15 protein-coding genes, 1 tRNA gene and 1 pseudogene are annotated in these 19306 nt (G+C 67.7%); 10 read left to right on the top strand and 7 right to left on the bottom strand.

Annotation, left to right across the window (positions count from 1 at the left end; translation table 11 throughout):
• Positions 1-9: 9 nt before the first annotated feature.
• The 7 genes from GobsT_RS27520 (at position 10) to GobsT_RS27495 (ending at position 7920) form a co-directional block, all read left to right on the top strand.
• Entirely contained in the window at positions 10-2364 is a 2355-nt protein-coding gene (locus GobsT_RS27520; protein ID WP_148087890.1) for a hypothetical protein, read from the top strand.
• 47 nt (positions 2365-2411) lie between these two features.
• Positions 2412-2816 (top strand): four helix bundle protein, encoded by a 405-nt coding sequence (locus GobsT_RS27515; protein ID WP_010051037.1) that lies wholly within the window; start codon positions 2412-2414, stop codon positions 2814-2816.
• Positions 2817-2870: 54 nt separating this feature from the next.
• Complete coding sequence (locus GobsT_RS27510; RefSeq protein ID WP_010051040.1) at positions 2871-3812, top strand: ABC transporter ATP-binding protein; 942 nt, start codon at positions 2871-2873, stop codon at positions 3810-3812.
• 135 nt (positions 3813-3947) lie between these two features.
• On the top strand, positions 3948-4112 hold the full coding sequence (locus tag GobsT_RS38235; RefSeq protein WP_162542128.1) for a hypothetical protein: 165 nt from the start codon (positions 3948-3950) through the stop codon (positions 4110-4112).
• Positions 4113-4309: 197 nt separating this feature from the next.
• On the top strand, positions 4310-4552 hold the full coding sequence (locus tag GobsT_RS27505) for a hypothetical protein (protein ID WP_010035814.1): 243 nt from the start codon (positions 4310-4312) through the stop codon (positions 4550-4552).
• 46 nt (positions 4553-4598) lie between these two features.
• Positions 4599-6701: a G8 domain-containing protein gene (locus GobsT_RS27500; RefSeq protein WP_010035816.1), complete on the top strand. Its 2103-nt coding sequence runs from the start codon at positions 4599-4601 to the stop codon at positions 6699-6701.
• An 82-nt stretch (positions 6702-6783) separates the two neighbouring features.
• Complete coding sequence (locus tag GobsT_RS27495; RefSeq protein ID WP_010035819.1) at positions 6784-7920, top strand: prenyltransferase/squalene oxidase repeat-containing protein; 1137 nt, start codon at positions 6784-6786, stop codon at positions 7918-7920.
• A gap of 188 nt (positions 7921-8108) precedes the next feature.
• Here the strand turns inward: GobsT_RS27495 and GobsT_RS41255 are convergent.
• Positions 8109-9286, bottom strand: a pseudogene (locus GobsT_RS41255) (ISNCY family transposase).
• A gap of 214 nt (positions 9287-9500) precedes the next feature.
• Positions 9501-9574: transfer RNA gene (locus tag GobsT_RS27475), tRNA-Val, on the bottom strand.
• 364 nt (positions 9575-9938) lie between these two features.
• Between GobsT_RS27475 and GobsT_RS27470 the strand changes: the two genes are divergently transcribed.
• On the top strand, positions 9939-10145 hold the full coding sequence (locus GobsT_RS27470) for a hypothetical protein (protein ID WP_148087889.1): 207 nt from the start codon (positions 9939-9941) through the stop codon (positions 10143-10145).
• A gap of 1695 nt (positions 10146-11840) precedes the next feature.
• On the opposite strand, the gene GobsT_RS27460 is transcribed toward GobsT_RS27470, so the two are convergent.
• Positions 11841-12272: a hypothetical protein gene (locus GobsT_RS27460; protein ID WP_010035844.1), complete on the bottom strand. Its 432-nt coding sequence runs from the start codon at positions 12270-12272 to the stop codon at positions 11841-11843.
• Between the two features lie 955 nt (positions 12273-13227).
• On the opposite strand from GobsT_RS27460, the gene GobsT_RS27455 reads away from it, so the two are divergent.
• Positions 13228-15237 carry an NAD(+) synthase gene (locus GobsT_RS27455; protein ID WP_109570846.1) on the top strand — a complete coding sequence of 670 codons (2010 nt, stop codon included), beginning with the start codon at positions 13228-13230 and terminating at the stop codon, positions 15235-15237.
• Between the two features lie 83 nt (positions 15238-15320).
• Here GobsT_RS27455 and GobsT_RS27450 read toward each other — a convergent pair whose 3' ends face one another.
• Positions 15321-15710: a PDZ domain-containing protein gene (locus GobsT_RS27450; RefSeq protein ID WP_010035850.1), complete on the bottom strand. Its 390-nt coding sequence runs from the start codon at positions 15708-15710 to the stop codon at positions 15321-15323.
• Between the two features lie 310 nt (positions 15711-16020).
• Between GobsT_RS27450 and GobsT_RS27445 the strand changes: the two genes are divergently transcribed.
• A complete protein-coding gene (locus GobsT_RS27445) occupies positions 16021-16467 on the top strand; it encodes an SRPBCC family protein (RefSeq protein WP_010035852.1) in 447 nt (148 codons plus the stop codon).
• 50 nt (positions 16468-16517) lie between these two features.
• Here the strand turns inward: GobsT_RS27445 and GobsT_RS27440 are convergent, their stop codons facing one another.
• Genes GobsT_RS27440 through GobsT_RS27430 form a run of 3 tightly spaced genes read right to left on the bottom strand, consistent with a single transcriptional unit; the run spans position 16518 to position 19258 of the window.
• Positions 16518-17120: a hypothetical protein gene (locus tag GobsT_RS27440; RefSeq protein WP_010035854.1), complete on the bottom strand. Its 603-nt coding sequence runs from the start codon at positions 17118-17120 to the stop codon at positions 16518-16520.
• A 12-nt stretch (positions 17121-17132) separates the two neighbouring features.
• Positions 17133-18308, bottom strand: a complete 1176-nt coding sequence (locus tag GobsT_RS27435; RefSeq protein ID WP_010035857.1) for an ABC transporter permease — start codon at positions 18306-18308, stop codon at positions 17133-17135.
• Positions 18305-19258, bottom strand: a complete 954-nt coding sequence (locus tag GobsT_RS27430; RefSeq protein WP_148087888.1) for an ABC transporter ATP-binding protein — start codon at positions 19256-19258, stop codon at positions 18305-18307. The genes GobsT_RS27435 and GobsT_RS27430 overlap by 4 nt, the downstream gene beginning before the upstream one ends.
• Positions 19259-19306 lie beyond the last annotated feature (48 nt).

Raw genomic sequence — 19306 nt, 5'->3', positions numbered from 1 at the left:
GAGACCGACATGCCAACGGCGACTGTGGTGCGTGCCCTCGCGACGCTGCTCGTGTTCCTCCTCGGCGCCGCGACCGCCACCGCCAAAGACGGTGTGAAGATCACCGCCGCCGCGGTCGGGCTCCCCAGCGGCCGCGACGACACGTTTATCGCCAAGTTCGGCGCGTGGGCGCCGGTGTACGTCAATTTCGAGGTGACCGGGGCAGGTTCCGATCCGGCCGAGGTGGTGATCGAGGCGCCCGATCCCGACGAGGTGACCGTGACCTCGGTCGTGCCGGTGGACCTGGCGACCGACCGTGCCGCGATCGGGTACGTCCGCCCCAACGGCCTCGCGAGTGAGGTCACCGTTTGGGTGCGGGCGAAGGGCGGCTCGGCCCTGTCCGAGCCGTTCCGGGTAAAACCGCGGGTGCGCGAATCGCTGCAATACGTGGTGCTCGCGCTGGGAGGCACGGCGCCCAAGTTCGAGCTGCCGCGGCCCGCCGGCGCCACCGATTCGGGACCGCTCCGGGCCGGGCGCGTGGATTTCACGCACATCGCGACCGTCGCCCAACTCCCCGACCGGTGGTACGGGTACGACGGCGCCGACCTGGTGGTGCTCGGTACCGGCGCCGCCGACTTCGTGAAGCAACTCTTCGCGCCGGATGCCACCCCGCAGAACCAGAAGAAGCGCGAGGCGCTCGTCGAATGGGTGCGCCGGGGCGGGCGGGTCGTGACGTCGGTCGGGGCGAACGCGCCGGTCGTGGCGTCGCTCCCGGCGATGGACCCGCTCCTCCCGTTCCGGGTGCGGCCGGAGGCGCCGACCCGCGACGTGTCCGCGGTCGCGCTGGTGTGGCCCGCGGGCGAAAAGAACTCCGCCAGCGGGACGCTCGGCGGGCGCGGCGGCGCGTTCCCGGTCGCGAACCTCGCGGCCCGCCCCGGCAAACCCGCCCGCGTGCTCAGCCCGCCGCCGGTCGCGAACGAAGAGCGGCCCGCGGTCGTCGTGCAGGCGCCGCTCGGGTTGGGCCGCGTGACCCAAGTGGCGTTCGACCTCGACGGCCCGCAGTTCGCGGAGTTCGCCGCCCGGGCCGACTATTGGGACTTCCTGCTGCGGGACGCCGGCGCGAGCCGCGCGTCCAGCGGCGGCGACGGCAAGCCCCGGTCGGCCGGCAGCATGACGGAGGACGAGGACGAGATCGCGGTCGCGGTGCGGGGCCACAACGACGCGTTCGACGGCGTTCCGGTGGTGTCCTTCGGCTGGGTGGCGCTCCTCATTGCGCTGTACATCCTGCTGGTCGGGCCGGTCGAATACTACGTCCTGAAGCGCGTGTTCGGGCGGCTCGAGCTGACCTGGGTCACGTTCCCGATCATCGTGCTGACGGTGAGCGTGCTGGCGTACGTCTCCGCGTCCGCGGTGAAGGGGCGCGACCTGAAGGTGAACAAGCTCGACATCGTGGACGTGGACCCGGCTTCGGACCGCGTGTACGGTTCGACGTGGTTTACGGTGTTCAGCCCCCGCATCGACTCCTACTCGGTCGGGCTGACGCCGGGCGACGGCTGGGCCGCGGAGGAACTCCCCGAGGGAACCGCGGTGGCGGGGTTCGGCGCCCCGCGGGCGGGGCGCGCGAGCCTCACCCGGCGGCGGTACCCCCGGCGCGACGAGGGGCTGGAGGGCGTGCCGATTCAGGTGTGGTCCACGAAGGCGTTCTCCGCGAACTGGTCGGCGAAACTGACCGGCGCGCCCGGGGCGCCCGCGCCGGTGACCTCCAACCTGGTTCACCCGCCCGGGGACCGCTCGCGGGCGATCGGCACGTTCCGCCACGACCTGCCGGTGCCCGAACTGACCGACTGCGTCGCGTTCTACGCGGGGCAGGCGTACCCGCTGCCGGGCGGCGTCATCACGCGCGGCCGCACGGTGCGGCTGGTGATGGTTCAGGGCGAGAGCACGCAGGAGTGGCTCCGCGGTAACGCCAAACTGGAAGAACTGCTCCGGCGGGTGCAGTCGTACGCCGACCGGCCGGGCCAGAAGAACGTGGAGCGACAGTTGCAACAGCAAACGGTGTACACCGGGCCGCTCCCCCTCACCGGGCTGCTGTTCCACGAGGGGGCGCTGCGGAACGACGAGGGCGTGGTGCCGCGGAACGCGTCGCTGCGCCGGCTGGACCAGTCGTGGCGGTTCTCCGAGTACCACGGGCAGCACGTCCGCGACGAGGTCATCGTGGTGGGCCGGGTCGCGACGCCGCCGGGCGCCGCCGAAGAGGTGCTGAGCGGCCCCAACTCGCCGTCGCGGGTGTGGCTGAAGGGGCTGCCGGGGAGCGGCGCCCGCCAGCCGCTGCCGGGCACCGGCCGCCAGGAAACGTGGGTCCGGTTTTACCTGCCTGTTCGGTAGTTCCACGTTCCAGGTTCCACGTTCCAAGTGGAAAGACAGAGGAACCGATGGGCGCAATCACCCGGTTCGAAGATACCGAAGGCTGGAAAAAGGCGCGTGAATTGAACAGGGCCGTTTACCAAGTGACTCGCGGAGAGCCGTTCGCGCGTGACTTCGCCCTTCGAGACCAGATCCGGCGTGCTTCGATCTCGGTCATGTCGAACATTGCCGAGCGCTACGAGCGAGACGGGAACGCTGAATTTCGGCAGTTGTTGTACGTTGCGAAAGGCTCGGCGGGTGAGGTGCGGTCGCAACTTTGTGCCGCGCTCGATGCCGAGTACATCGATGAGATGACGTTCCGGCGAATGACCGCGTTGGCGCGTGACACGACCCGACTGCTGGTGGGTTTGATCCGCTACCTCGAACGTTCAGATCTCGGCGGTCGAAAGTACGCACCGAACGACAGCGAATAGTTCCCCGCGGCCCGCCAACCTGGAACTTGGAACCTGGAACTTGGAACTTTCCCAATGATTGAGTGCCGCGACCTGACCAAGAAGTACGGCGAGCTGTTCGCGGTGGACCGGCTGTCGCTGAAGCTGGAGCCGGGCGACGTGTACGGGTTCATCGGCCCGAACGGGTCCGGCAAGACCACCACCATGCGGATGCTCGCCACGCTGCTCAACCCGAGCTGGGGCGAGGCCACGGTGTGCGGGTACTCGATCTACACCGGGTCCACGGAGATCCGCCGGGCCATCGGGTACATGCCGGACGCGTTCGGCGTGTACGACGACATGAAGGTGACCGAGTACCTGGAGTTCTTCGCGGCCATGTACCGCATCCAGGGCGAGGCGCGCCGGAAGAAGGTGGCGCAGGTTCTGGACTACGTGGACCTGGGGTACAAGCGGGACGCGCTGGTCACGAGCCTCAGCCGCGGGATGACGCAGCGGCTCGGGCTGGCCCGCGTGCTGCTGCACGACCCGCAGGTGCTCCTCCTCGACGAGCCCGCCAGCGGCCTCGACCCGCGGGCGCGGATCGAGATGCGCGAGCTGATCAAGCGGCTCCGGCAGGAGCGCAAGACGATCATGCTGTCGTCGCACATCCTCCCGGAGCTGGCGGAGATCTGTAACACGCTCGGGATCATCGAGCGCGGGAAGCTGATCTTCAACGGCAGCGTGGAGGCGGCCGAGGAGCAGGTCCGCAAGATCCGCGGCGGGCGGGTGTTCCTGGTGTCGGTGGGGGACCGCAACCCCGACGCCGCCAACAAGCTCGGCACCTACAAAGAGGTGTCGTCCGCGGCGGTGGACCCGAAGGCCGGGTTGGTCCGCGTGGCGCTGCGGGCCGGGCTGGACGACGGCAGCTTCATTCCCGAGCGGCTCATCGCCGAGCGGTTCAAGTTGCACAGCTTCCGCGAGGAAGAGATCAACATCGAGCACATCTTCCTGAACATCACGAAGGGCATCACGAGCTGACCCCGTCGGCTCGATACGACGCGGCACGTTCGGGGCCGGCGAACGGGACACGATCCCGTTCGCCGGCCCCGAACGCGTTTATCCGCCTTCGGTGCCGGGGCGCGGCGCGAGGATCGCACCCGCCGAGGCTGGCCGTTGCGCGGCCGGTACGTCGGGGCCGAGAAGGTGATGGTGGTGCGCGGTAACCGCAACGCGCACACGCTCGGGGTGTTCGACGAGGCATTCGATCCGGTCACCACGCCGCCCGGGCGGTGCGGCGGAATGGTCACCGCAAAGCGAACGCGCTGTGACCAGCGGTGATCATTCCGCGCTCGAGCCGGACGCCCACACAGCTCCCCGTATTTTAGTTAATTCAGGCAACGGACTGTCTCAAACAGGTGCGATCGGTTCGGCACACCGCGCGCCTTGTGGCGCGACCGGACGACCTGGCGATCTCCGCCTGCCGTCGGCGCCCGCGGCGCCGACCGCCGGCGCACCGACTGACACCGAGAGCGACCATGAAGCGAACTGGTCCCGCCCGCCGTGGCTTCGTCTCCACCCTGCAGCCCGGCGACGGCCTGCCGCCCGGGGAGTACGCCGTCACCGTCATCTGGCCGACGTATCACCCGGGCGGGGATCAGGAGATCGAAGGCCCGGACCGGCTGAAATGGCGTTACAACGAAGTCCGAAGACCGGCGACGAAGGTCGTCGTCGCAGAGCGGCAGACGGAGCTGCCACCGCTCGAACTGCGGACGCAGTGACGAAACATGTTCCCCGCGGGTGGCCCCTGACCGAGTCGGAGCCCACATGAGTCTGATCGTGCGGTTGCGCTGGACCCGCGTTTCGGCGCCCCTCGCCCTGGTGGCCCTGCTGGCGTCCGCCCTTGTGGGCCGCGCGGCCGACGCGCCGCTGCTCCGGTCGAAACAGTCCGGCCCGTGGTCCGCGAAGGAGACGTGGGACGCCGGGCGGGTCCCCGCGGCCGGTGACCGCGTGGTCGTCCGCGCCGGGCACGCCGTTGCCTACGACGCCGACTCAAAAGACGTGATTCGGCTCGTGCAGGTGGCCGGCACGCTCGAGTTCGCCCGCGACCGTGACACCCGGCTCGAAGTGGGCCTGCTGACCGTTACCTACGGGGAGGAGCCGTCGGAGGAGGGGGGCGACTGCCACGCCGTGCCCGGCCCTCCGAAGCCCGGCGCCCCCCGGCCCGCGCTGCTCGTCGGCACACCCGAGGCCCCGGTCCCGCAGGCGCACACCGCGCTGATCCGCTTGCACCACCTCCCCGGCATGGACAAGGACTCGTGCCCGGCGGTCGTGTGCTGCGGCGGGCGCATGGAGTTTCACGGCGCGCCGCTGTCCCGCACCTGGGTCAAGCTCGCGAAGACCGTTCCGGCCGGCGCGACGTCCGCCGCGCTCGCGGAGCTGCCGGGCGGGTGGCGGGCCGGCGACCGCGTGATCCTGACGGGCACCCGGCAGCCCGGTGGGGCCGGGCGCGGCCCCTTCGAGGACGGGTGCCAGACCGAGGCGCGGGTGCTGACGGGGATCGACGCCCCGGTCGCGGGCGCCGGCGGCCCGAAGGGCACCGCTCGCCTTGATGCCGCGGTGACGTTCGAGCACTACGCGGAAGGGAGCTATTGCGGCGAGATCGCCAACCTGTCGCGCAACGTGGTGGTCGAGTCCGCCGACCCGGCCGGGGCGCGCGGGCACACCATGTACCACCGGCACAGCGCCGGGAGCGTCTCCTACGCCGAGTTCCGGCACCTGGGCAAGAAGGACGTGCTCGGCCGGTACGCGCTGCACTACCACCTGTGCGGCGACACCATGCGGGGCAGCTACGTGCGGGGCGCGTCGGTCTGGGACAGTCACAACCGCTGGGTCACGGTCCACGGCACCCAGTACCTGATCGTCCGCGACGTGGTCGGGTACAAGACGGTCGGGCACGGGTTCTTCCTCGAAGACGGGACCGAGGTTCACAACGTGTTCGACCGGAACCTCGGGGCCGTCGTGTCGCCGGGCCGGCCGCTGCCGCGGCAGGCGCTGCCGTTCGACCAGAACAAGGGGGGCGCGTTCTGGTGGGCCAACTGCCTGAACACGTTCACCAACAACGTGGCCGCCGACTGCGCCGAGTACGGGTTCAAGTTCGAGTGCCGCAAGACGGCGGACTTCGACCCGGTGCTGCCGGTCCGCCAGGCCGACGGGACCGTGAAGAAGCAGGACGTGCGGACCCTGCCGTTCGTGAAGTTCGAGAACAACGAGGCGCACGCGATGCGGTTCTTCGGGCTCAACCTGCGGGGCATCACCCGCCCGGACGGGTTCGGGTCACAGAAGTCCTTCTACGACCTCAACGACCTGCTCAGGGCGGACGCGGCGGGCGCGCACCCGGACGCGCGGCGGCCGTTCTGGGTCAAGAACTTCCGGGTGTGGGAGAGCAACTGGTCGGTCCACGCCGGCACCAGCGGGGTGTTCCTGGACGGGGTGGACGTCTTCCGGGCCGAGTACGGGATCTGGCGGTCGGTGATGGACCGGCACACGTACAAGAACATCTCGTTCAAGGAGATCCGGAACAAGGACCTGCACATGCCGTTCAGCATCGGCGCGCCGGCGGCGGAGGACGAGACGGGCAAGGAGTACTTCCGGGGCATCCCGGGGTTCGTGGACAACATCCCGCCGAGCACGGTCGTCACGTCCGTCGTGCGGAGCGGGGGCAAGGTGCTCGTCCGCGGCGGGACGGCGGACAGCTCGGCGGTGCGGGGGGTGGCGGTCAACGGGAAGGAGGCCCGCGCGACCCGGGACAACTTCGCCGAGTGGGAGGTCGAGCTTGACGCCCCCGCCGGCAAGCTGACCGTGACCGCCGGGGCCACCGACCGGGCCGGGAACGTGGAGAAGACCCCGCACACGGTCACGGTCGATTGAGCCGCGGCCGCGCCGGCTCTCGGCTCCCGAAGCCGGTGCGGCCGACACCGGTCCCATTTCCCCTGACGAGGAGGTCGAACTTATGACGAAGCGTCTGCTCGTGCCCGTGCTCGTGTTCGGCGAGTTCGCCGCCCTGGTCCCGCGCCCGGCGTCCGCCGAACCGGCGGACGACTGGAAGGCGGCGGTGGATAAGGCCACCGCGTACCTGAAGAAGTCGCAGAACGAGGACGGCGGCTGGTCCAAGGGGCCGAACGCGACCGGGGTGACCGGGATCGCGGTGACCGGCCTCCTGCGGTGCGGGGCGTCGCCCGACGACGCGCCGGCCGCCAAGGGCGTGTCGTACATTGAGGGCCTGGTGAACGAGAAGGCCGGGCACATCGCCGGCAAGGGGGACGTCGCGTCCCTGACCAACTACAAGACCAGCATCAACGTCATGGCGCTGACCGCCGCCAACAAGGGCGACAAGTACAAGGCGGTGATCGGGAACGCCACGAAGTACCTGAAAGAGTACCAGTGGGACGAGGCCCGCGGGAAGAAGGGCGACAGCGACTACTACGGCGGCGCCGGGTACGCGGGCGACAAGTCCCGCCCGGACCTGTCCAACACCGCGTTCTTCCTTGAGGCGCTGAGGGCGGCGGGGGTGCCGAAGGACGACCCGGCGTTCAAGAAGGCGCTGGTGTTCGTGAGCCGGTGCCAGAACTTCGACAGCGAGCACAACAAGGCCCCGTGGGCGAAAAAGAACAACGACGGCAGCTTCATCTACACCGGGGCCAACGGCGGCGAGAACCGCCGCGACGACAAGGGCCGGACGACCGACATGGGCGGGTACGGGAGCATGACCTACGCCGGTATCAAGAGCATGATCTACTGCGGGGTGGGCAAGGACGACCCGCGGATGAAGAAGGCGCTGGAGTGGATCGGCGCCAACTACACGCTCGACGCCAACCCGGGCATGCCCGAGGCGAACAGCCAGCGCGGCCTGTACTACTACTACCACACGTTCGCGAAGGCGATGGACGCCCTCGGCGAGGACACGTTCACGGACGCCAAGGGCGTGAAGCACGACTGGCGCGCCGACCTGCTGGCGGCCATCGTCAAGCGGCAGAAGGAGGACGGGAGCTGGGTCAACACCTCCGCCAACTGGATGGAGAGCGACCCGGCGCTCGACACCGGGTACGTGCTCATGGCCCTGAGCTACTGTAAGCCCAAGGCGAAGTGACCGCTCGTTCCGGGGGCAAGCCGGGCCGGCCGCGACACCGTCGGGTGCGGCCGGCCGTACTGTTCGCCGGCGCCGTCGGGTACAGCCGGCCCGGTCTGACCCGCACGTCCCCCGGCCTTACCGTCGGAGCGGTCCTCAATACGGGCACCGCAAGATCAGGGGGCGCCGTTCTCACCGACATCATTTTTCTAGGACGGCAAACCTGACTGGATGAGCTTGTTTTCCAGGGCTTTGAGGTATTCCTCCGGGTTCCGGCGGAACCGCCTTCGTTCGACCCGCCGCCGGCGTCGCCCCCCGATCGGCACGAGCACGCTTCCATTGGTCGCGGTCACCTCCCCCGTCCGCGTCGCCAATGCGGCCACCACCCGCACCGACCCACGAAGCACGGTTCCCGGAGAACCGCCCTTGCGACCACTCGCCCGGCGCTCGTGATACCGGTGCGCGCCGAACAACTGCTCCAGGTCGTTGTTGGTCCCCGGCAGGCCCGCCACGTCGTAGCACACGAACAAGCCCGGCCCGTAACTCCGAGTGACCTTTACGAAGTGAGACACCGCATCTTTCAACGTGCCCGCCGAACGCCGATGCCGCGGCATGGCCCCCAACAAGCCGCCCAGCTTCTTGCGGATCGCCGCACCGGATGTGCCTTCCACACCCAACACGTGGGCCGCCTGATGCAACCACCCGAACGCCACACCGATCGCGGGCCACAACGTGGCGGTCGCTCTCAAGCCCTTCGCGATCGTGCCCTTCAACTGCAGGAGTTCCCTCGGGAGCCCCTTTTTTCCTCGACCCGGTCGAGGCTGTTCCCGATGGCCGACAACCGCGCGTGCAACTTCCGCCCCGACGCCTCCAACGGCGGGCGACCGTCGTCCGTCAACGCGCTCCGCACGGCCGAGCAATACCTCTGGATCACCTCGTCCTCGGCCCCCGTTCGCCCGTCCGCCTGTCGCTCGATCGCCCGGCCCCCGCGCGCCTTCTTCTTGTACTCCTTCTTGGCGTGCCGATGGGCCGCCCGGCCTCGCGCAGGCAGTGGAACTGGCACAAACGGCGGTCATCGGCGGGGGACACGGCGAGCCGTTCGTCGTACCGGTCCAGGAGATTGGTCACGGTCGCTCGGGCACCTGCACGTGGCGCCCCACCAGGTGGGCACGGACCGGTGCTCGGCCTACCGGAACCGCCCGATGAGGGCCACCACGTCGAGCCCGAACTCGTGCCGCGGGAGCGAAAAGGGCCCCTCGGCTTCGGGCCGGTACGGCCGCTTGTGGAACCCGCACTCAACGTGGTGGCACCGGCGGATGGTCCGGTTCAGGCGGGTGATCCCGGCCAGGGTGTGAACGGTCCGCCGGTTGGCGTAGTCGGCAGTCACCGGGTGCCCGCACTCGGGCCACGCCGTCCGGTCGGGCGCCTGGTCGTGGGTGATCGTCGGCTCCGCGGTCTTCGCCTTCTTCATTAGCCGCACTTCAGGCGTTACCCAAAGGCTAACTACGACGACACTTCCGATCCCCTCAGGTTTGCCAGCCGAAAAAAACAAACCGGTCGCAAACCCTTGTTTCGCTTGGGTTTGCGGCCGGTTTGTTGAGTGCGCGTTACTGGACTTGAACCAGTGACCCCCACAATGTCAATGTGGTACTCTAGCCAACTGAGCTAAACGCGCTTTGTTGAAATTAGATAGCATATTGTTGGATAGAAATCCTTTGCTTTGGATTTCCACAAACACAACTAAAAACCATCCGGTCCAAACGCGGCTGGATTCTGAAGAAACTGGCCGCGAACACCGTGGCGTCTGTCGGAGACAATTACCACATTCCTATACTCGATTCTACACCCGTAAGCGAGCCTGACAAGTCTCGGAAACCGAACAAGTCATATCCGAGGGCAAGACGCGGTTTGCAATTGCAAAAGGTATGCGATAGCAAAGAGAATGAAACAGGTCGTTGGTGCGCGTCACAAGTGCAAGGCGGGCCGAGCAATGCCCATCGGTCAAGTTGCCACCTGAGTTTTTGGCGGAGTTGCGAGCGTTGGCGTCGCGCTGGGGAACAATCGCAGCCCAACGAACCGCGGAGGGCGTGGATGCCCAGCAGTTGGACTTCGCGGACATGGAGCGGGTGGCGGCGGCGCTGGTCGAGGGCTTGGCTGTGGTCATGCTCACCGCGCGGGTCCAGTACCGTACCGTCGCCACCGTGCCGCCGTGTCACCAGTGCGGCACGGTGGCGACGGTCGATTAAGAGGATCGACCGCTGACCGTCGACACCGGGCACGTCCTCACCCTCCACGAACCGGTGTGCCACTGCCCCCAATGCCGGCGGGACTTTTCTCCCCCCCGCGTAATGCCCTGCGACTGGACGGCCATAACTATCGCGGTCGCCATGAGGCGGTTGAACTCGGCCGCACAAGCGACCTTCGCGCTTCCGTTGGCCCGGATCAACATCAGGTTGCTCTCAGGTCCAGCGGATCGCCCAGGAGATCGGCAACGAGTTGGCTCGCCAGCGGGATCAGAAGGTGGTCCAACAGCGGCGCCGGGAGTTGCCGGTGCGCGTGGACATGGTACCGGCGGTGGTTGGCCGTCGAGGTTGATGGCGGGCACCTGCGGGGCAGGGACCGGGGGTGTATGAGACCCAGGGCAAAGAACATAAGGTAGCGGCGCTGGTCACTCTCCAGAGCACCCCGTCCCGACAGGATCCGCAACCCGAACCCGGGCCGGCGTTTGACGAACCGCGCCGGGTGCAGCGCCTCAAGCACCAACTCAACGGGTGGGCCGGTGAACCACCGCCAGGCCGAGAAACTTGGGCTGCCGACGCGCGTGCGGCGGAACCACCGCCGCGGCCGGGTCCGGTGCGGTTGGTGCGGACGTGTGTGGCGAGCATGGCCGCGAGCCACCTGTTCGGTCCGATGATGGCAGCCGAAGCTCAGGAGCGGGGCTTCTACCGAGCCCCGCGCAAGGCGTCCGTGAGTGACGGGGCCGCGTGGGCAATGGGCGGCACCGACGCGGACCGTTGGTCGCGGTACCGAACGTGGATGCGGGCCTGCTGGCAGGTGCGGGTGCGCGAGGTGCTGGTGACCCGGGCCTCGTGCCAGGCGCGTGTGGCACCGGTACCCGAGGGTGAGGAGTTGCCCGCGCGGGATCCGCGCCGGGTGGTTGCCGCGGCGCTGAGTTACTTGGGCAACAACCAAGGGCGGATGGACTACCCGCGGTATCGGCGAGCGGGGCTGCCGATCACCAGCCGTCTGGTGGAGTCGCTGGTGGGCGAGTTCAATGCTCGGAGCAACCCGTGGTCGAACGGAAGGCTTCAACCACGGGTTGCGGGCCATCCTGTGGCGTGCCTACGGGATGTTAAACTCCAAGAACTTCCGCCTCTGCGTCCTGGGTCGGTTCGGCGAAAGAAGTGTATAACGTTCATGATAATTGCGGAGAGCCGTTTTTCTTGGACCCGAGGCGGTGCATGTTCGCTTCTCCATGGTGAGGTCCCTGACGTAAGAAATGCGTTGCACGCAACCCCCGATCTGATCAAAGGCGAAGCTTACTGGCACCTCTCCGCCGCGAGTTCGAAGGACGAAGATACGAGCCCGAACATTGTAACCGCCATGCGTCATCCGTCCGGTGGGGCGGTCAGCGCATCGGGCTGACTCTCACGGCTCGGTTGCTTTACTAAGGTGGCCGAGACGCGTTTAACCGGCGCGTAGTGGCTCACATTCGCCCCGGATGGTGCTGACAGGCCGTCGGTCTGCGAATTCGTGGGATGAAATGGTGTGGGGGCGAGTCGTGCGGGTAAGCGGTGGAAGCTGCTGGGAAATGAAACCCGGGCCGCTCTACATCGAGGGGATCATGCAACAATCGCCGGCGCTCGTGGAACGTCGGCAATTGTTGGCAGCGGAATGTTGGGGAGCCACAGAAAGAGTAGCGAACTTAAAACACGGACTCGTTACTTGGACTTCACTGTGAGCTTGAAGTCGCTCGCGACCTCGGGCACATCGGCTTCGCCTTTCGCCTTACCAACCACCTGCACAACGTGATCGACCACTGCCGGCGCGTCCGGCGCGGCCTTGATCGTGACCTTCAGTGAGTTCTTGTCTGCTGGGATCGTCAGATCCTTCGTTTCGACGGTAACGCCCTTCGGTAGGTTCTTCAGCTCGATGGTAACGGGAACACTGAACCCATCCCGGTCCACCGAGACGGTCAGTTCGTCGGCACGATCCTGCGTCACGGTCTGGCTGGACGGCGCCTTCACCGACAGCTTACGAGGCGTGTTCGGCTTGGCAGGGTCCTTCGACGGTGCGGTCGAGGATTCCGTTTTGCCACACCCAACGGCACCCAGCAGCCCGAGGACAACGGCGAGACGTGCGAAGCGGTTCATCAAGGCTCCTTTGGAGAGTGATTGAACCCGCAGGCACACAGCACAGCGGGTCCAGATGTAACGCAATTGTGGTTAGCAACAACCGTTCCAGTTTCCGGCGCTGCGATGGCTTTCTCGCGAAAAGTCAGTTGCCTGAAGCACTGTCGGGTTCAGGTAAAGTGGTTCGTTCCCCCGTAGGTTCGCGCACCGATTGCTGAAACGCTCTTCGTCTTCGGGCTTGATGGAGAGCATTACGAGCAAGGAAACCTCAGCCCCCGGCCTCGTACCTCGTGGCGGCGGAATAATCAGTGGTACGCAGGGGCGGGTTTCCAGCCGCAGGGCCGCCAGAGAGAAATGGCCAACCAAGATGCGGGCTTCCGAGAACAGGATCCGAAGCGGCGCCTCGGCGACTTCACCGGAGTGATTGAGCGCGCCCGCTTGCAACCCCCGCCGAAAAAAGATGGGGGCCGCACGGCGAAAATGCTGACGAACCAAATCCCGAACCCACATCGAGACGTTCGTGGCCGAACGAACCGTAAGCGGTGACGGAAACTGCAAACGCGAAGACGAAGAGATGATGCGGAGTGAGTTAGTTTGGGCGACCGCTGGCGGCGCCAGCACAGCGGTTGTCAACACGAGTAAGGACAAGGGAACTCGACCGGTGAAGACAGAGAACGTTGAACCGGCAAGAGGGGCGGATGCACGCGAATACCTCCCGAAGACGCCGCGAACATTTGTTCGCGTGCTGCATTTGGGCGTGGGCTACGGTGGGCCTGTCGAGTGCTCTGCCCACGCGAAATCTACTGACAGCCTGGGCGTCGATCGCAAGGGTTCTGGGCACAGAGCAAGACAGATGATCCCGAAGATTCAGCGCGGCCGGAGCGCGAGCCCCGGCCGCGTGGCGGACTCGTGCCTACCCCCGGCCGCGGGGTGGTGTGGCACGTCGCGCGGGTGGCGGAGGTGATATAACGTCGCTATGAACACACACGGCTTCCTTCGCGTCGCGGCGGCGTGTCCGGAACTGCGGGTTGCCGACTGCCACTTCAACGCCGACCGCACGCTCGCGCTCATGGCCCGGGCCGAAACGCAGGGCGTGAACCTCCTGGTGTTCCCCGAGTGCGGACTCACCGGTTACACCTGCCACGACCTGTTCCACCTCCAGTCGCTCCAGCGGGCCGCGGAAGAGGCGCTGGCGAAGGTGGTGGAGAAGAGCGGCACCGTGTTCCGCGGGGTCGCGCTCGTGGGGCTCCCGCTGGCCATTGAGGGGCAGCTCTTCAACTGCGCCGCGGTGATCCACGCGGGGAAGGTGCTGGGCATCGTCCCCAAGACGTACCTGCCCAATTACAAGGAGTTCTACGACGCCCGGTACTTCTGCCCGGCCGACAACGCGAACTTCTCGGCGGCCTCGTGCGCCGGCCAGAGCGTCCCGTTCGGCACGAACCTGCTGTTCGACTGCCGCACGATGAACGGGTTCACGCTAGGGGTCGAGATCTGCGAGGACCTGTGGATGCCGGTGGCGCCCAGCTCGCTCCAAGCGGTCATGGGCGCCACCGTGTTCGCCAACCTGTCCGCCAGCAACGAGGTGATCGGCAAGGCGGGGTACCGGCGGCAGCTCGTCAGCGCCCAGTCCGCGAAGTGCATCGGCGGGTACGTGTACGCGTCGTGCGGGGAAGGGGAGTCGACCACCGACACCGTGTTCGGCGGGCACTGCCTGATCGCGGAGAACGGGGCGATCGTCGCGGAGTCCGAGCGGTTCCGTCACGCGCAGCGGCTGCTCGTCGCCGACATCGATGTCGAGCGGCTGCTGCACGACCGGATCCAGACCAACAGCTTCCACGACGCCAACCGGTCCGCGGACCTGAGCCTCGGGAAGTACCGCACGCTGTCGTTCGACCTGGAGCTGAGCGCCCGCGAGCCGACGTTCGTGCGCGCCGTGGACCCGCACCCGTTCGTGCCGTCCGACCCGGCCACCCGCGACGACCGGTGCCGGGAGATCTTCCAGACGCAGGTGGCGGCGCTGGGCCGGCGGCTGTCGCACGTCAACTTCCCGCCGGTGTCCATCGGCGTGTCGGGCGGGCTGGACTCGACGCTGGCGCTCCTGGTCGTGTGCAAGACGATGGACGAGCTCGGGGTGCCCCGCGACCGGGTTCACGCGCTCACGATGCCCGGGTTCGGCACCACGCCCGAGACGCGGGCCAACGCCGACGGGCTCGCCGGGGCGCTCAACATCACCCTGCGCGAGATCGACATCCGCGCGATGTGTCTCGAGCAGATGCGCGCGCTCGGCCACGCGCCGTTCGGCATCAAGTTGGCGGGCGAAACGGTCGAGTCGCTGTCGGACAAGCTGCGCCGGCTCCCGCCGCACAACCGGAGCGACCTGACGTTCGAGAACGTGCAGGCCCGCGTCCGCACGTCGCTGCTGATGAACGCCGGGTTCGTGATCGGCACCGGCGACCTTTCGGAACTGGCGCTCGGGTGGTGCACGTACAACGCCGACCACATGAGCATGTACAACCCGAACGTGAGCATCCCCAAGACGCTCGTGAAGTTCCTGGTGCAGTGGGCGGCGGAGAACGAGTTCGACGGCCCGGCACGGGACACGCTGCTGGCGATCGTGAACACGGCGATACGCCCGGAGCTGCTGCCGTTGGACGAGGGCGGGGCCGCCACGCAACTGACCGAAGCGACGGTCGGGCCGTACGAGCTAGTGGACTTCTTCCTGTACCACTTCCTGCGGTTCGGGGCGGAGCCGCGGAAGATCCTGTTCCTCGCGGGGCACGCGAAGTTCAGCAAGACGTACGAGCCGGACGAGGTGCGTCACTGGCTGAAAGAGTTTCTGCGGCGGTTCTTCGCGAGCCAGTACAAGCGGAGCTGCCTGCCGGACGGCCCGAAGGTGGGGTCGGTGAGCCTGTCGCCGCGGGGCGATTGGCGAATGCCGAGCGACGCCGCGGCCCGCGTGTGGCTCGACGCCGCCGAAGGCAGGTGACCCATCAGGTCGGCCAACGCGACGGTGGTACCTTGTTAATATTGTGACCGCACAACGCAAGTCGGGCGCCACCCAATCGGGTATCAGTTATCGATTTCGATCGGCACCGGTACGCGGTTCTGAATGTCCAGCTCCGGCGGGCGGCACGCGAGCTTTACTTTGCAGACCTTTCGAGTGGTGCCGCGCTGAACCTCGATTTCGACCACCGCCCCCGGGCGGAACGACGTAATGTGCGCGATGACCTGATCGAACGTTTCCGGCTGAAGTGTGCCGACCCGCACGAGTATGTCGCCGCGGCGCAACCCGGCCGCGTCTGCCGGCAGACCGGGTTCGACGCGTTCAACCGTGAGGGTCCCGTTACTGACGGTGATACCCATGTACCCACGAGCCATCGGGTCGGGCCGGAGAGCGGGCGGCACCGGGGCGAGGGTGTGAAACGTTACCATTCCGAGCAGAAACGTGAGCGCGGTCATAGTAGCTCCCTCACGCGTGCGCCACAGCCGCCAAGTGGTGATCGACTACATTCCACTCATGCCCGAAACGGGGGGTGAATGCAAGTGAGAAATTGGGCGCCTCCACGGCCGCAGGCCCGTTCCTCGTTTCACACGGTGTGAGCCGAAGTATTGAACAATAACGACTTATGTTCATTTCGGACGTCAACAGCGCGCCGCGCAAAACAAGGAGACGTCTGGTAAATTGTCGCGGGGCAAAATCGATTGTCCGGTGGTCTCGCATATGATGGTGTAAAGGCCTGAGTTTCTGCCCAACCCTGCGAGCACCGCGATGATTCATTTTGAAGGCGACAAGCGCATCGGGCGGCCGGTCGCGGAGGTCGCAGCCAAACTGTCGGACGCCGGGTTTCTTGCGAACAGCGTACCCGACGCAGAGGTGTCCGAGAACACGCCGGACCGCGCCACAGGTAAGATCAAGCCGAAACTGTCCTTTCTTACCGGCAGCCTGACGCTGCACGCCGAGGTGACCACACGCGTCCCGGGGAAGTCCGTTGCTTACCGCATCGAGACGAAAACGATGGGTGCGAGCAGCACCGTCGAAACGACGCTGGTGTTCGGTGAGGCCGAGGGCGGGACGTTGGTCCACTGGACCGGTGACATTGTGGCCGTGACCGGCTTGCTGAAGATGGTTCCCAAAGGGTTACTTGAAGGCACCGCGAAGAAGGTGATCGAAGACGTGTGGGCAGCGGTCGAAAGCAAGATAACGAGCGGCAGTTAGCGGAGCGGCGGTGGAGACCGCTCTCCACCGCCGCTGGCTACTCCCGCCGTTTACTTCACCGCGTCGTACCGCACCGACTGGATGGTTTGCACGAGCTTGTCCATCGCGTCGAGATCGAGGGTGCCGTTGATCTTCAGCCGCAAGCGGCCCGCGGCGTCGACCACCGCGATATTCGTTTCGCCCGCCGTGACGCCGAACGTGTCCTTCATCTTGTCGGCGAAGTCGAGCCACACCACCGTGTCCGGCGCGCTCTTGACCACACCCTTACGGATCGCCGGACGAACCGCCGTCGGCACCTTTCCGCAGCACGCCACTGGAACCACGATCACGTCCGGCGACGCCACGCCCGGCCGCAACCCGTCGAGCGGCGCCACCGCCGCCGCGCGCGCTTTCGCCGGCGGCTGGCCCTTCGCGTCCGGGTGCCAGCGCACGTGCAGTTGCTCGCCGAGCACGCGGCACGCGTCGTTCCCCTTGCGGTCGCCGAACACGAGAACCACCACGCTGCCGCGCAGGTCCGCGAGATCGGTTTTGCGCTCGAACTGGTCCTCGAGTGCCAACTCGACCTTCGGCGCGGGCGCCGCGGCTGGCGGCTGAGCCCCTAGCGGTAAACCCGCCACCGCCGCGACGAGCGCGGCCCACATCGAGCGCTTCATGCGACCACTCCCTTAAGTTCGGCCCCGACGCAACCCCCGCTCCGCGAGCGTCAACTTCAGCGCCGCGGCCCCGAGCAGCACCAGCGCGAACCCGGCCACCGCGGCCGCGCTTGGGGCCGCCGCCCAGAACCCGCCGCCCTGCCAGGTCACCGCCTCGAACCCCTTCAGTGCCCAGGTGGTCGGCAGCGCCAGCGACAGGTCGCGCGCCCACCCCGGGAGCAAGAACGACGGCACCCACAGCCCGCCCAGCATCGACGCGCCGAGTATCACGAGGATGCTCACGTTCCGCGCGCGGGCCTCGGTTTTGCCGACCGCCGCGACCAACAGGCCGGTGGCCGAGGCCAGGGCGCACGCCGTGAACGCCAGCAGCGCGAACCCGACCGGCGAGCCGATTGTGACCCCGAACGCGAGGTACCCGACCCCGAACGTGCAGAACACCTGGAGCAGCGCGACCAGGGCTGTGGCGAGGGCCTTGCCCGCGATCACGCACGACAGCGGCACAGCGGCCACGCGCACCCGCGTCCACACGCTACGCTGGCGCTCGCGCAGCAGCACGAGCCCGCTTTCCATCCCCCAGAACAGCAAGTACTGAAGAGTCATTCCGCAGAAACTGTGCGCGTAGGAGCTGAACCGTGCCTCCGGGTGCGCCGAAACGCTCCGCGGCTCGACCTTGAACGGCGGTGCGAGCGTGGCGCCTTCCGGTATCACGTCCGCGAACGCCTCGCGCGTGACCCGCTTCATGACCGCTTCGGTGACCACGCCCTCGGCCATCTGCCGCTCGGCGCTCGCGTTCGGGTGGTGGAGCAGGTGCAGTTCGGGGCGCTCGGTCGTCACCCCGGGCTGCCAGTGCTTGAGCTGCTCGAACCCGGCCGGCAGCACCACCGCCACGGCGGCCCGGTCCGTGACGGCCTTTTCGGCCTCTGCGCGTGACACTTCCTTTGCCTCGAGCCGCGGTGAGCTGAGCAGCTCCTGCGCGACCTGGCGGGTAAACGGGCCGGCGTCCTCGACCACCAGCACCACCGGCAGTCTCGCCGGCGCGCCGGTCGCGGGGCGGTTGAAGACGGTGCCGAACGCGGCGGCCAGCACCACCGGCACAACGAAGCACATGAGCGCGGCCCGGCGGTCGGCCCAGAACAGCCGCCAGTCCTTTCGCGCGAGCGCCAGCGTTAGCCCGAACCGAGTTGTCACGCGGCGTCCCCCGCGGCGGTGTGTTCCGGGCGCAGCCTGCGCTCCAGCGCCCCGGCCGGGGTGCGGTACGCTTCCAATTCCAACCCGTCGGCTAAGAGTGTCGCGAGGGCGGCGCCGAGCTGCTCGCCGGTCCCGGCCGAGAGGCGCAGCCGGCGCCCGGTGATTTCGAGTTCGACGCCGGCACCGAGCCGCTGCCGGATCGCCCGCTGAAGGTACTTCGCCGGGCGGGCGCGCAGGTGCCCGTACAGCACCGCCCGCTCCGCGGGGCGCGGACGGAGCAGCTCCGCCGGGGACCCGATCGCAACCAACTTTCCGGCCTCGAGTATCGCCGCCCGGTCGCACCCCGCTTCGGCTTCATCCAGGTGGTGGGTCGTGAGCAGCACGGCGTGGCCGTCGTCGCGGAGCCGGGTCAGATCGGCGAAAAGGGAATCACGGCTGGCCGGGTCGAGCGCGGCGGTCGGTTCGTCGAGCAGCAGCACCGGCGGGTCGTGGAGGAGCGCGGCGGCGAGGTTCAACCGCTGCTTCATCCCGCCCGAGAAGGTCGAAACGCCTTGCCGGGCGCGGTCGGTGAGCTTGACGCGGGCGAGTGCGCGGGCCACGCGGCGCCGCAAGTCGCTCCCGGCGAGCCCGTAGAGCCGGCCGAAGAAAGTCAGGTTCTCGGCGGCCGAGAGTTCTTCGTACAGCGCGGGCTCTTGCGGCACGAGACCCACGCGCCGCGCGAACGCGGCCGGGTCGGCGGTCCGGGCGCGCCCCTCGATACTGACAGCACCGCCCGCGGGGTCGAGAACGCCCGCGGCGACGGCCAGGGTGGTGCTTTTGCCGGACCCGTTCGGCCCGAGCAGCCCGACGATTTCGCCGCGCCGCACGTCGAGCGACACGCCGTCAAGGGCGGTCCGCTCGCCGTAGCGCACGGTCACGTCGGCGAGAGTGAGGGCCACCGGCAGTGGCATCGCGAACCCCGGCACAGGAACTTGGTCGCCGCGGCATAGCCAGGACGC

Source organism: Gemmata obscuriglobus (genome assembly GCF_008065095.1).
Lineage (GTDB): Bacteria > Planctomycetota > Planctomycetia > Gemmatales > Gemmataceae > Gemmata > Gemmata obscuriglobus.
This window is presented reverse-complemented; position numbering and strand designations above follow the sequence as displayed.

What these genes read in the sequence shown, in the direction of transcription:
- GobsT_RS27510 (WP_010051040.1), top strand. Translation starts at nt 2,871, where the DNA reads ATGATTGAGTGCCGCGACCTGACCAAGAAGTACGGCGAGCTGTTCGCG.
- GobsT_RS27455 (WP_109570846.1), top strand. Translation starts at nt 13,228, where the DNA reads ATGAACACACACGGCTTCCTTCGCGTCGCGGCGGCGTGTCCGGAACTG.
- GobsT_RS27505 (WP_010035814.1), top strand. Translation starts at nt 4,310, where the DNA reads ATGAAGCGAACTGGTCCCGCCCGCCGTGGCTTCGTCTCCACCCTGCAG.
- GobsT_RS27500 (WP_010035816.1), top strand. Translation starts at nt 4,599, where the DNA reads ATGAGTCTGATCGTGCGGTTGCGCTGGACCCGCGTTTCGGCGCCCCTC.
- GobsT_RS27430 (WP_148087888.1), bottom strand. Translation starts at nt 19,258, where the DNA reads ATGCCACTGCCGGTGGCCCTCACTCTCGCCGACGTGACCGTGCGCTAC.
- GobsT_RS27440 (WP_010035854.1), bottom strand. Translation starts at nt 17,120, where the DNA reads ATGAAGCGCTCGATGTGGGCCGCGCTCGTCGCGGCGGTGGCGGGTTTA.
- GobsT_RS27515 (WP_010051037.1), top strand. Translation starts at nt 2,412, where the DNA reads ATGGGCGCAATCACCCGGTTCGAAGATACCGAAGGCTGGAAAAAGGCG.
- GobsT_RS27450 (WP_010035850.1), bottom strand. Translation starts at nt 15,710, where the DNA reads ATGACCGCGCTCACGTTTCTGCTCGGAATGGTAACGTTTCACACCCTC.
- GobsT_RS27445 (WP_010035852.1), top strand. Translation starts at nt 16,021, where the DNA reads ATGATTCATTTTGAAGGCGACAAGCGCATCGGGCGGCCGGTCGCGGAG.
- GobsT_RS27495 (WP_010035819.1), top strand. Translation starts at nt 6,784, where the DNA reads ATGACGAAGCGTCTGCTCGTGCCCGTGCTCGTGTTCGGCGAGTTCGCC.
- GobsT_RS27520 (WP_148087890.1), top strand. Translation starts at nt 10, where the DNA reads ATGCCAACGGCGACTGTGGTGCGTGCCCTCGCGACGCTGCTCGTGTTC.
- GobsT_RS27460 (WP_010035844.1), bottom strand. Translation starts at nt 12,272, where the DNA reads ATGAACCGCTTCGCACGTCTCGCCGTTGTCCTCGGGCTGCTGGGTGCC.